Source organism: Tepidibacter mesophilus, assembly GCF_002724055.1.
Classification (GTDB): domain Bacteria; phylum Bacillota; class Clostridia; order Peptostreptococcales; family Peptostreptococcaceae; genus Tepidibacter_A; species Tepidibacter_A mesophilus.
In genome coordinates this window covers 110,799-124,442 of record NZ_BDQY01000002.1, presented here as the reverse complement: position 1 = coordinate 124,442, position 13,644 = coordinate 110,799, and the positions used below count along the sequence as shown (strand labels likewise).

General features: G+C 26.9%; 12 protein-coding genes. 1 reads left to right on the top strand and 11 read right to left on the bottom strand.

Annotated features, from left to right (window positions below; translation table 11 throughout):
* Nucleotides 1–7: 7 nt before the first annotated feature.
* On the bottom strand, nucleotides 8–346 hold the full coding sequence (locus Tmeso_RS02375; RefSeq protein ID WP_099187866.1) for a YkvA family protein: 339 nt from the start codon (nucleotides 344–346) through the stop codon (nucleotides 8–10).
* A gap of 125 nt (nucleotides 347–471) precedes the next feature.
* On the opposite strand from Tmeso_RS02375, the gene Tmeso_RS02370 reads away from it, so the two are divergent.
* Entirely contained in the window at nucleotides 472–1,098 is a 627-nt protein-coding gene (locus tag Tmeso_RS02370; protein ID WP_099187864.1) for an NUDIX hydrolase, read from the top strand.
* Here the strand turns inward: Tmeso_RS02370 and Tmeso_RS02365 are convergent.
* From Tmeso_RS02365 to Tmeso_RS02320, 10 genes are all read right to left on the bottom strand, one after another.
* Entirely contained in the window at nucleotides 1,076–1,744 is a 669-nt protein-coding gene (locus Tmeso_RS02365; RefSeq protein WP_099187862.1) for a PD-(D/E)XK nuclease family protein, read from the bottom strand. The two genes, Tmeso_RS02370 and Tmeso_RS02365, sit on opposite strands and share 23 nt — an antisense overlap.
* Entirely contained in the window at nucleotides 1,737–3,890 is a 2,154-nt protein-coding gene (locus Tmeso_RS02360; protein WP_099187860.1) for an ATP-dependent helicase, read from the bottom strand. Before Tmeso_RS02360 ends, Tmeso_RS02365 begins: the two co-directional genes overlap by 8 nt.
* 12 nt (nucleotides 3,891–3,902) lie before the next feature.
* The gene (locus Tmeso_RS02355) at nucleotides 3,903–5,768 is read right to left on the bottom strand and encodes a hypothetical protein (RefSeq protein WP_099187858.1); all 1,866 of its coding nucleotides are present in this window, start codon (nucleotides 5,766–5,768) and stop codon (nucleotides 3,903–3,905) included.
* A gap of 260 nt (nucleotides 5,769–6,028) precedes the next feature.
* Nucleotides 6,029–7,735, bottom strand: a complete 1,707-nt coding sequence (ptsP, locus tag Tmeso_RS02350) for a phosphoenolpyruvate--protein phosphotransferase (RefSeq protein ID WP_099187856.1) — start codon at nucleotides 7,733–7,735, stop codon at nucleotides 6,029–6,031.
* A gap of 30 nt (nucleotides 7,736–7,765) precedes the next feature.
* On the bottom strand, nucleotides 7,766–8,029 hold the full coding sequence (locus Tmeso_RS02345) for an HPr family phosphocarrier protein (protein ID WP_099187854.1): 264 nt from the start codon (nucleotides 8,027–8,029) through the stop codon (nucleotides 7,766–7,768).
* 192 nt (nucleotides 8,030–8,221) lie between these two features.
* Nucleotides 8,222–9,040: a PRD domain-containing protein gene (locus Tmeso_RS02340; RefSeq protein ID WP_099187852.1), complete on the bottom strand. Its 819-nt coding sequence runs from the start codon at nucleotides 9,038–9,040 to the stop codon at nucleotides 8,222–8,224.
* A gap of 138 nt (nucleotides 9,041–9,178) precedes the next feature.
* The gene (locus tag Tmeso_RS02335; protein WP_187296193.1) at nucleotides 9,179–10,375 is read right to left on the bottom strand and encodes a patatin-like phospholipase family protein; all 1,197 of its coding nucleotides are present in this window, start codon (nucleotides 10,373–10,375) and stop codon (nucleotides 9,179–9,181) included.
* 28 nt (nucleotides 10,376–10,403) lie between these two features.
* Nucleotides 10,404–11,474, bottom strand: a complete 1,071-nt coding sequence (locus Tmeso_RS02330; RefSeq protein ID WP_099187848.1) for an HD-GYP domain-containing protein — start codon at nucleotides 11,472–11,474, stop codon at nucleotides 10,404–10,406.
* Between the two features lie 119 nt (nucleotides 11,475–11,593).
* Entirely contained in the window at nucleotides 11,594–12,571 is a 978-nt protein-coding gene (locus Tmeso_RS02325; protein ID WP_099187846.1) for a YeiH family protein, read from the bottom strand.
* Nucleotides 12,572–12,649: 78 nt separating this feature from the next.
* Nucleotides 12,650–13,528, bottom strand: coding sequence for a LysR substrate-binding domain-containing protein (locus tag Tmeso_RS02320; protein WP_099187844.1), 879 nt, complete (start codon nucleotides 13,526–13,528; stop codon nucleotides 12,650–12,652).
* Nucleotides 13,529–13,644 lie beyond the last annotated feature (116 nt).

Genomic DNA, 13,644 nt, shown 5'->3' with positions numbered 1-13,644 from the left:
ATATACCTTAGCTTTTATCTTCTATATCGTACTCTATATTATCTATAACATTACCATATTCACTATCATATCTATGCTTAATATTCTTTGAATTAGCTTCATACTTGTCTAATTCTTTATTTATTTCTGTAAGTAAGTAAAGGATTACAACCCCATCATCAATAATACCAAGTCCTAGTACAACCTCTGGAATTAAATCTAATGGAGATATGAAATATATAAAACCAAATACCAAGAATATAAAAACCTTTAGTTTTTTAAATTTAGATACACACCTATCCTTTAAAAAATCAGATAAGAGTCCTATTCTTTTAAAAAATGATAAAGCATATTTAAATTTTTTCATAATATATCATCCTTTTACATATTTATTTGTATTCAATTTTTACAACTCATTAACACTATATATTAAATATATAGTATAATTATAATATATATTCACAAATTAAAAAGTCTTTAAAGGAGAATTTTATGATACAAAAATTTACCAATAGCTTTTCCAACTTCAAACCTCAAATAAATAACTATAAAAATTTTTCAAAATCATCTGTTCTAATACCTTTAATTCAAAAAGATTCAGACCTTTTTATTTTATTTGAAGTACGATCGAAAGATTTAAATACCAGCCCATCAGAAATTTCATTTCCAGGTGGAAAGTTCGACATGTCTGATATAACTCTAGAAAAAACTGCTATAAGAGAAACATGCGAAGAACTTGGATTAAACGAAAAAAATATCTCTATAATAAGCCCTTTAAACATATTAGTTACTCCATTTAATATGATTATACATCCATTCCTAGGTACAATAGATGATTATAGTGATATTAGTATAAATCAATCTGAAGTAGACCATACATTTTTGGTTCCTTTAAATTTTTTTATAAATACACAACCTGAATCTTATAAGCATAAGATACAAATACTTCCTTGTGATAATTTTCCTTACAGTTTAATACCTAATGGTAAAAACTATAAGTTTAAAGAGGGTATATATGATACATTAATATACGAATATGAAAATTATGTTATATGGGGTATAACTGCTAGAATAATAAAAGATTTTATAGACACACTTAAAGACAATCTACACTTATAAACTCTTGATTACAAATAGAATTAAATTGGCAAAACGAGCAATGTTTACCTATTTTCTGATTAAATTTTTTTTCATTTATTATACTAACTATTTTGTCTTTAAGCTCTATTTTATTGTATTTATGATCCGTAGCGTTATAATCTATTTTTATATAATTATCAAACCTTGGATTATAATATATGAGACTTATATTATTAGGACTTACATCGAATTTTTCAGCTATATTATGCAGATATATTTTAGTTTGATATGATTTTTCTATCTTTGATTTATCAAACTTACTTTTACTAGTTTTCCAATCGTATACAGTTATTTTTTCTTTTTCTATTCTTATAAGGTCTACTTTTGCTATTAATGACATTTGCGTGTCTTTGTATCTTATATTATACTCAGGGTACATATTTTCTTCTCTTTTTAAGAACTTTTTTAAATTATTAAAAAGTATATAATCCTCTCTTCCTTGCTCTAACTCTTCATTTATTCCTATATAATATCTCTGTGCCAGTAGGTGAAATTCACTTCCAAAATTTTGATTATCATTACTCCACTTTATATTATCAATATATATTTTCTTGAATTTAAGTCTGCAGGTATCGTAAGTATCTATACTAGATTGACTAAATTGTATGTTCTGTAAATCACTCATTTTTACTTACTCCCCCTTCTATGAATTCTTGTGTTACATTAAAGTATATAGAATGATTCGATTCTTTTCCATTTGTATATACATATAACCTTTCCTTCGCTCTAGTAAATGCTACATATACAAGTTTTAAAGTTTCAGATAGTATTTCGCCCTTCATCTTTCTTGTTATGTTTTGAATTTCTTTATTTTCTATTAAATAATCTATTTGAGATTTATATAAAGTCTCTATGTTTTTATATCCTTCCTTTAAATAATACAATTCTCCTATAAACTTATCACTGAACTTACCAGGATAATCAGATATTGTCATATGAGGTATAATTACTATATCCCATTCAAGACCTTTAGCTTTATGACAAGTAGTTATAGTAACACTTCCTTTTTGTGGCTCATATCCTTGTTCTTCAAATACCATAGATGCAAAATAGTTGAATGAATTTTTATTCTTTAAAAGTTCGTAAGCCAAATTCTCTAATGTAAAGTTACTATTTTCGAAAAACATTTTATTGCATATACTCGATATATAATCTAATATTGCAAGTTCTTGTAAGTTAAATTTAAATTCCTCTCCTATTTGGACTAGAAATTTATCTATCTTTTGTGTTGAATATACAAATAAACTTCTAAGACTTTTAAGAATTTCATCTATACTTTCACATGAATCCATTTTTTGTATAGAATCTTTATTTTCCATTGGAAAAAATATATCTTCTATATCATATTTATCGAATTCACTTTTTTGGATTTCACTAAGTTCTTCATCATAAACCATATCTATAACCTTAAACAAGTTATCTTTAACTGGATTAGCTATAAAATTTACTATTTTCCCTATCTTCTCAATTACAAGAGCTGCCTCCCCTCTATACTTATCTATAACTTGATAAGGTATATCTTCTTTTTCAAATAAATTAATATATCGATCTATCTTATAGTTATATCTAAGAAGTAGTGATATTGTTTTATCTGGATACTTCTTTATAATATTTTTTATATTACAAACTACATCTTTCATCTCTATATCTTCATTTTGACAAATTCTTGTATATATACCTATATCGTCTACAGTAGGGTTTTGAAATGGATCATCCTCATCAACAGGTTTTATATACTGGTTTACCAGCACCTCATCTTTATTAAGGTCCATACCATTTTCATTACTCCATTTTACTAAGTAATTTGCAAGATTTAATATATTCTTTGTGTTTCTACTAGATACTGGGATAACTATTTTATCTACATCGTCTCTTTCACAAAATCTCCTAAAAAGCCTATAATCCGAATTTGTAAAAGTTGACATTATAGCTTGATTAGGATCTCCGACTCTAACTAAATTATTGTGATTTCTAGATAATAATGCCAGTATCCTCTCTTGAGCAGGAGATGAATCCTGTGCCTCATCTTCAAATATATACGTATATCTTTGTTGAAATTTATTTAATATATCTTCTCTATTTTCAAGTAACTTCAAAGCCCTTATTATTATATCATCATAATCTAATTTTCCTTTTTTTATAAGATCCTTTTCATATAAAATGTATATATTAATTACTATCTTCAAAAGATCATCCATCTTAGGGTTATTTCTTAATATATCCTGAGCTTCATTGTAAACTATCCCTTTTGACTTTAAATAACTTATTATATTCTTTGCTACAGATATAAATTTATCGTTCCATTTTTTTTCAATCTTTTGTATATACTCCTGAGAACTATTATTTCTTATATTCAAATATTTAGAATATATATGTTTATAATTTTTGTAAAATTCAAATGAATGTTTTCTAATTATGTCATTCGCTTCAATATCATCTATGACCTCAAAATCATCATCAAGACCCGCGTCCTTTGGACTTTCCCTTATAACAGAATTTGCTAGAGAATGAAGTGTTTTGCATTCCCATCCTTTATTGCTATCAAGCCCCCTATCTTCTAGTAAGCTTTTTAACTTTGTTTTAAAGTTTGATACAGCACTGTTGGTAAAAGTGACTATAAGGATTTTACCATCTTTATTCAATCCGTTCTCTATAAGTTCCGCAGTTTTTGATGTTATAACTGTAGTTTTCCCAGCACCTGGAACAGATGGTACAGCAAGTGTTCCTCCTCTATACTGCATTACCTGTATTTGACCTTCTCTCCACTTCATAACATATCTCCTTTAAATATCTATATTGCTTATATATTTACTCAACTCACCTTTTTGTTCATATCCATTAGAGTTGAATTCACTGCTGTATATATATATTCTATCTGAAGCTTTTCTAAGCAAGCTATCCACTACACTTTTGGTCTGCTTATATCTATATAATTCATCATTGTCAAAGTTCCATTTTTCACCTTTATTTTCTCTTAAAAATATAAATGGATTGTAATATTTTTTTATACCTATTTGATGCCATACATCAGAACTCGAATCTGTCCATATCTGTATTTTACTAGTTTTAGAACTTAGTAAATATGAATAAGATGACCAAACCTTTATTCCCTTTGATTCAGTATTATCTCTAGTATCAGAAACTCGTATGCCTCTTAAAATCATATCTATAAACAATTTATTTTTATTATTTTTAAACTTTTCATTCTCATTTGCATAATCTATAAACGATTTGGATAAATTTATCAAATAATTACATGTACTTAAATTTTCAGCACTTACATCAAGAGGTAATAATATATCTAAAAACATTTTTTTCAAAAATTTGTCCATATCCAGTTCACTGTTTGTATTTTCATATATCCAACTTCTTAAAATTTCATATTTATCTGTGTATTCTTCATCTATATCCATAGATGTTAGTTCTTCAACCTCGGGAAGTTCATACGGCTCTTTTTGGGTTATCCTATTAGTTATGTATCTAGACCTTATCATATCTGCACCTAACACAAACGATATCATCTTACATATAGAATCTTTATTAGGACTCATCTTCCAAGAGCTATTCGCTAAAAGCGTTACAGTAACCAAACTATTTATATATGGATTGTCAGTAAGAGATCCACTTCTAGTCATAATATTTATATTAACATCATTTTTTTCCATCTCTTTTTTTATTCTATTTTCAAATATAGAATCTATAAATGGTCCTATTATATCTATTTCCTCTTCTTTGTATCCATTTTTCAATAAATTATTAATCTCTTCAGATATTTTTAGTATCATATCACTTCTCATAGTAGTATTTCTATATTCTATATTTTGCGTATTTATAAAATCAGATGTTCCTATGTCTATTTTTTTACACTTGGGAAGTATAATTTGTTTAAAAGACTCTTCATCGGCTCCCAGTATTTTAGTTATAGCTCCATCTGAATTATAGGCAATATGAGTTTCCTTAGCTATATTCATAACCTTATTTATGAACTTAAGCTCAAGAAATGACTTTTCTTGAATATCATCTACTATAAAACAATCTATATTATTTTTTATATACTCCTCATATAAAGGGTTATCTATTATATATTTATTAAAAAGATATGATGCCAAACTAAAATTCAAAACACCTTCGCTTATATTTTTTCTTACAAATACATTTATTATATCTTTCATGGATACAATATTTTCTTTTATAAATACATCTTCTATATCTAAAAAGTTAACTAAATATTTATCCACATCATTAAATTCGATGCAATTTAGAGATATCTTAGATATATTATTGAGTATATCTGATGATAAAACCGAATTAGGTATATTTATGTCCAGAAATCTTCCTCCTTCTCTATATTTGTCCACAAGTTTATTTAGAAGGTATTCACTAATTTCCATATCTAGAAATTTAGGAGTAGTCCTTTTTATTTTTATATTTTTTTCTACCAAAGGCCAAAATAGTACGATATGATTTCTAATTATTTTATAAAACGTACTAGTATCTATATCCTCCCAAAATCTTTTTTGAGATTTAGAGTTTATAAACACAATTATTTTATTTTCATCTACGTTATTTTTTATAAATTCTTTATATATACTTATCAGCTTAGTCGTTTTCCCAGAATTGGATGACCCAGCGTATACATATTTATTCATCAAAACACCACCACAGTTTTTATTTGAATTCTCATATTACATTATATCATAACCAAAATATACAAATTTTCGTAAAATAAAAAAATTCGTCTACTCGCTCCGCGGTGACTCATGTCGCCAACGATCCCTAACGGGTTTCGTTGCTCAAAAACAGTTGCAAGTGTAGTTTTTCAACCAACGTTATCTACAGATTTAAAATCATACAGTTTCCTGATAGAATAAAAAACCTTATGCCGATATCGGCATAAGGTTCTCATTATTTAAGCAAAATTATTTTGCATATATTCTTCTATTTCTTTAGCAGTACCCATAGATACTACCTTTTCAGCTACTGACTTCATTTCTTCATACTTTAATGAATTTATAAGCTTTCTAGCTGGAAGTATAGATATTGGACTCATACTGAATTCATCTAGCCCCATTCCAAGAAGTATTGGAATCATTCTTTTATCTCCTGCAGCTTCTCCACACATTCCTACCCATTTACCTTCTTTATGACCATTATCTATAACCATTTTAATAAGTCTTAAAACGGCAGGGTTAAATTGGTTATATAGGTTGTGTATTTTTTCATTCATTCTATCTACTGCAGTAGTATATTGGATTAAATCATTAGTTCCTATACTGAAGAAATCAACATGCTTTGCAAGAATATCTGATATTAATGCAGCAGATGGAACTTCTATCATCATACCAACTTCTATATCCTTACTATAATCTACTCCTTCTTTATCTAAGTCAGATTTAACACTTTCAAGTATTTCTTTTGCTGAAAGTAATTCTTCAAGACTTGATATCATAGGAAACATAATTCTTAAGTTTCCATGTATACTAGCTCTTAAAAGAGCTCTTAATTGAGTTTTAAATATATCTTGTCTATCAAGACATAATCTTATAGCTCTATATCCTAAGAAAGGATTCATTTCCTTATCCATTTGAAGGTAAGAAAGTTCTTTATCTCCACCTATATCAAGAGTTCTTATAACTATAGGCTTTGGACTCATACTTTCAAGAACAGCCTTATAAGATTCATATTGCTCATCTTCTGTTGGAAAATCCGATCTATCCATGTATAAAAACTCAGTTCTATAAAGTCCAACACCTTCCGCATCGTTATTTATAAGACCTTGTACATCATTTGGAGTTCCTATATTGCCAGCTAACTCTACATGTCTTGAATCTAGCGTTTTACTTTCTTGTCCTTTTAAAGACTCTAATTCTTTCTTTTCTTTTTCAAAATTTTCTTTTAAATCCTTATATTCATTTATGATTTGTTCATCTGGATTTATTATAACTTCACCTGTTTCTCCGTTAAATATCAAATAATCTCCATCTTTAACAGTTTCAGTTATATTCTTAAGTCCTACAACCGCTGGTATTTCTAAGGTTCTAGCCATTATAGCTGTATGAGATGTTCTCCCTCCTATATCAGTTAAAAATCCTAAAACCTTTTTCTTATTCATAGTTGCAGTGTCAGATGGTGTTAAGTCATGAGCAATTAACACAACTTCTTCTTCAAGAGCTGATAAATCTACGAATTTTATATCTAATATGTGTCTTAAAACTCTATTAGCTACATCCTTTATATCAGCTGCTCTTTCCTTCATATACTCATTGTCCATAGATTCAAACATAGAAACGAACATACTCTTTACTTCATTAAACGCATAATCAGCATTTATTTTTTCATCTTTTATTTTGTTTAAAGTAGAATCTACAAGTTCTGGATCTTCAAGAACTAGTAAATGAGCTTCAAATATTTCCGCTTTTTCTGCTCCTAACTCTGCTAAAGCCTTTTCCTTAACCTTAGTTAATTCTTCTTTTGATTTAGCTATTGCATCTGTTAATTTTTTTTGCTCCAGCTCTATATTCTCTATAGTTCTCTTTTCTATAACTATTTCATTATGTTCTAGTACTAACGCTTTCCCCAAAGCGATACCCGGTGATGCATTCGTTCCTTTAATCATTCTAATCTCTCCTTTGTATGCAGGTATTGATTATGCTTCTCCGAATCCGCTTTCAATAAGCTCTGCAACTTCATTTGCAGCTTTATCTTCATCTGAACCCTCTGTTATTACTGTTATTTCACTTCCCTTTGAAGCCCCTAAACTCATTATTCCCATTATTGATTTTGCATTTACTTTTTTCCCATTAAAATCTATTTCAACCTTAGATTCAAATTCAGAAGCCTTCTTAACAAGTAATGCTGCTGGTCTAGCGTGTATTCCACTTTCGTTCTTTATAGTTACTTTTTTTTCCATTTTAAATTCACCTCATCTATTTATTTTCTATTTTTTTGTTTTTGGATATTTTTATATAATATAAAAAGACATCAACAAATGCTTATGAATATTTTTAACAAAATCGTACGTCAATATCCAAAAAACGTACATATTCATAAAACAATTTGGTTAATGCCTGCATAATCAGTAACACACCTATAGTCTTTTTAATTATAAGCTATTAAGTTTATATATATGGAGAGTAATATAACCTACTTCATCTTGAGAAACTTCTTTTCTCAATTCATTTTGTATTATTTTAGAAATATCATATGCTATTTTGTATTCAAAGAAAAACTCTTTTTTTATTGTATCTAATGAGTTATTCACTACAGTTTTCCCATTGTTTACCCTATCTATTAAAGCCACTAAATGATATACAAATCTATTATATATCATTAAATCTTTCCTCATGTCCATTTTCAACTTTTTCTCAACATACTCAACTATCATATTAACTAATTTAGTATTTTTCAATGCAGATGTTTTACTCGTATTGCTTCTTCCTCCATGTATATGAAAAGCTATAAAACCTATTTCTGCATCAGGTATTTCTATATTTAATTTTTCTTTAAGCATATCTACAGCTTTACTAGCTATATTGTACTCTTTAGTATACATTAATTTTGTCTCTAGTAAAAACGGATTTACTATCTCTATACCTTCTTTTAATCTCTTTATAGCAAAATTTATATGGTCTATAAGACCAATATGAATATATGGATTTAAATCTTCTTTAAGTTCATTTGATGCCATATCTATTATTTGTTCAGCGGTTTCCAGTATATCTTTATCTACATTATAGATAAGATTCTTATCTTCATCAGTAAGAGCTACAAATGTGTTTTCTACATTGTCTAATTGTTCTAAAAGCATACCCTTTTTTTTAGAAAAACCTATTCCTTTTCCTAAAAGTATATAGTCTTTTTCACCTTCACTAACAAAAACAGCATTGTTACTCAATACTTTTTTAACCAAATATTTACTCATATGCATCCTCCATGAAAAATATTATAAATTTTTCAATTCTATTTTACAAAATATTATTTTCTTTGTCAATATAATTCTGAATCTATTTTCTGACTTTTTAAATTTTGTCGTATTTTGTATTATTTTTTTTAAAAAATATCATTTATTTCTATTTTGTATGTCTATTATAATATCTTTCATAATATTATTTATCAAGTTTTCTTTTTTTACCAATATTCTATTTAAAATATCTTTATATTCATATTCTTCAAAATCATAATTCCCATTTATATACAAAAATACTTCCTTAAAATTATATACCTTCAACCTTTCAAATTCCAATTGGTTCATCCTTATTTCATATATAGATATTACTAAATCTTTATAAGAAAATGTTTTCCTAAGATCTAACAACTCTCCTACTTTAGGAACTATTTTCTCTAATAATAATCTTAACGATATATCTCCTTTAATTTTTAGTTTATCTGCTAATTTACTTATAGTTTTATTATTCATATTTTTTATTAAATTGAAACAAAAATCATCACAAATTTCATCTATTTTAAAATAATATCTATTTCCATATAATTTATTCAAACTTTTTAATGTGTCTAAATATCCTAGATTAATATTTCTTTCACTCCTATATTTATTAAAATCAAGAGTAGGACCAAGGTTTTCAGATGGATTTATATATATTATTTTCATTCCCTTTGTATTTACTCTTTTCGTTCTTCCAATTCCATAAAGCCTTATGACTACTAGTTCATCATATCCTTTATCCTTCAAAAGCCCTATAGGAAGGTTATCATAAAATCCTCCGTCTAAATATAGTTTCCCATTTATTTTTTCCAATTTGAATATAGGTAAACTCGAGCTAGCTATTAAATAATCTACTAACATATTTTGAGGTATATCTTCAAGAAATAATTTTTGTGGTTTTAATGAATTAATAGATACCGTTACTATCCCAAAATCTTTTTTCGAGTTTCTTATTTTATTTTCGTTTATATGTTCAGTTAACAGATTCTTTAAAGGTGATATATCTAATCCTTTATTATTCAAAGTTTTAGATAGTATTTTTATTATCATGTTAAAATTTTTTATATCTATGTCTATATCCTTTATTTTTTCAAATATATCGTATTCTATGTTTATTACATTTTCAGGAGTTATATTTGACCATATTTCATACGCTCTTTCATATTCATCTTGAACTATCAAAGCTCCATTAAGCGCTCCAACAGAAGTCCCTGCTATTCCATCAAAATCTATGCCAATTTCCTTTAATGCTTTGTATGAGCCTATTTGATATGATCCTTTAGATCCCCCTCCTTCTAGTATTAAGCCTTTCATAATATCACCCATTTATAGTTGTATTATTTTATAAGAATGCTTTTATATATAATTTAGAATTTTCACTACTACTCAAATCAATTATTTCGTCACCTTCTTGTATTTTTAGTAATGGTCTAGATATATTTTGAGATGGTATAAATACTATTGTAGCTTCTCTTCCATCATCTAATATAATTTTGCTTCCTAAGTATTCTCCAGCAATTTTTTTTAAAAATAAATACAAAAGTTTAGTATCTAATTTAGACAAAAACTCTTTTTCAAGTATTTTTATAGCTTCAAAAGGAGTTTTCCTATCTCTATAAGGTCTTTTAGATGTAAGCGCACTATATACATCAGCTATTGCTATTATTTTAGCATACAATGATATTTCTTCACCCCTTTTACCCTTGGGATATCCACTTCCATCTATTCTTTCATGATGTTCAAGCACTGCTCTTTTTATTTTATTATTTATACCACAAGTATTTTTAACCATATTATATCCTAAAATGCAATGTTTTTTTATTTCTTCATATTCTTCCTTTATTAAAATATCTGGTTTTTCAATAATTTGCTTTGATATTTTTATTTTCCCTAAATCACTTAATATAGCGGCAAGAGTAAGTTCTTTTAATTCTTCTTCGCTTAAGTTTATCCATTTCCCAATCTGATAACTGATCAAAGTCACAGTCATAGAATGCATATATATATAATCATTCATATCTTTTACTTGGTTTATAAGTTTAAATAAATTAAAATTTCCATTACATGAATCAATTGCGTTTTGTATAGTTTTTTCAAAACCCTCCTTTTTTATTTCTTGACCTGATTCTATGCAATAAAAATCTTTTTTTAATCCATCAAGTAGAGTATTCATATCTTTTCTAAAGTCATAAATTTCAAAATATTCTTTTGTATAAATCTCATCCATTCCTTCTTCAATAACAACCTTAACTTCTTGTATATTATGACTTAAAAGCACATCTTTTATTTTTGATATATCATTAAATTCAAATCCTTCCGATAATAAACATATGCCGTTGCTATTTATAATATCTTGTGCAAGAATCATACCCATTTTTAATTCATCTATACCTACAACAAGTTTCCTTTTCACGTCTTTATCCCCCCATATTTTTACTATTTTTCTATATTTTCATTATACTATAAAAAAAAACAAAATTCTAAATTTTGTTTTTTTTATATGTTTTTATTTTTTAATAAGTTTTGATCTTTTTATGCAATAGATATACATACAAAGTACATAGATATAGATATTACTAAAAACAATATACTTCCCATGATAAAGGCTTTCATTCCCTTGTCTTTTATACTCTTAATATTTACACTAAGACCCATACCAACCATTGCCATTAATATAAATATTGAACTTAATCTAGCTAATATTTTTATTATATCAAAAGACAGTAAATTTAAAGAACTTATTACTCCCGCAAGAATGAAGTATAGTATATACATCGGAAATTTAACTTTACCTGCTTTAGTTTCTTTCTTAAATAAATAAGTAAGAACCAACGATACAGGTACTAACATTACCACCCTTCCCATTTTGACTAATGTTCCTATTTCTCCTGATTGATCTCCCCTTGCAAAAGCTGCTGCAATAGCATGTGCTACTCCTTGAAGAGATATTCCAGACCAAATACCGTATTCTAAATCGCTCATACTGGAAGCTATTGCTATATAAGAGTAAGCAAGCACACCTATGGCCCCTAAAAAATTTATTATAGAAACTGCAACAACTGAATCATCTTCTTCTGCATTTATGCAACTACTCATTGCAACCACAGCTGAGGCTCCACAAATGCTAGATCCTACTCCAAGCAATACAGCTACCTTATTATTTATCTTTAATATTTTTCCAAGTAAATAAGACAATATCAAAACAAAAGGAACATATAATACAATCATTATTACAACCTTAGGCCCCAATTGCATAAGAGCCCTAAAATCAAGCTTAAATCCAAGTAATACTATTCCCCACTTTAACAAGGTCTTAAGCGAGAAGGTTATTCCAGGTTTTAATATATTCCTAGTATTTAAAACATTATTGTATACAATTCCCAGTATGATACCTATTGTCAATGCTTCTAAATTTATTATGTTTTTTATACTATCATTTATAAACATAGATATTATCGATATTAAAAACACAAATAATAATCCTGGTAATAATTTTTTAATTTTATTCAAGCTAATCACTCCTTTAGCCCGATTATACCAAAGAATATATATAATTAAAAATTATGTTTTATTATATATATATAAATTTTACTTATGGTTATGACAGTACTTTATGAAACTGTTTGTAAAATTTAAGAACAAACTGCTTTTATATATGAAGTTGAATTCTCTTTTTATGTTTATTCCTTTTATAGGCACTATTTTTATAAGTCCTAAATAAACTTCTCTTTTTATAGCCTCTTTTGAAATTATAGTGTATCCTAAATTTGATTCAACAAGAGATTTTATAGCATTTATACTTCGTATTTCCATATAAACATTCATATTCTCAACACTATACCCAATCTCAGATATTTTTCTTTCAAATATATCTCTTGTTCCAGATCCTTTTTCTCTTAGTATTAGTTTGCCTTTTATAACTTCTTCTAGTTCTATTTTAGGTGCAAACTCATGTTTAGGAGATACCGCTAGTACAAGTTCATCATCTTTGAATTTTATATATTCAAACCTATCTTTATCAAAAAAACCTTCTATCAAAGCAAGTTCTATTTCTCCATCTTTTAACTTTTCAATTATTTTTCTTGTATTATCCACATCTAATATAACATCTATATTTGGATAATCTTTTTTATATTCCCCAAGTATATAAGGCATTACATATTCTCCAGTTGTCATAGTAGCACCAATATTGTATATTTTTTTTAAAGATGAATTATTTTTTATCTCTGATTTTAACACTGTATTCAAAGCTTTCATTTTTTGAGCGTAATTATATAGTATTTCTCCCTCTTTAGTCAGATACATTGTTTTGTTAGCTTTTTTAATGAGCTGTGCACTATAATAATTCTCTAAATATTTTATTTGCTGAGATATTGCAGGTTGTGTTAAATTGAGTATTTTAGCTGCTTTTGTATAATTTTTAGTTTTCACAACAGTTATAAAAGTATCTAGTCTCGTATCTATCATAAAAATTCCTCCATTTAAGTACTATTAATTTTATTATAATCGAAAGAATTTTTTATATCATATATTTTAAGTATTAGTAAATAATAATTTTGTGTTTATTCTTTTTATAAGTGGGA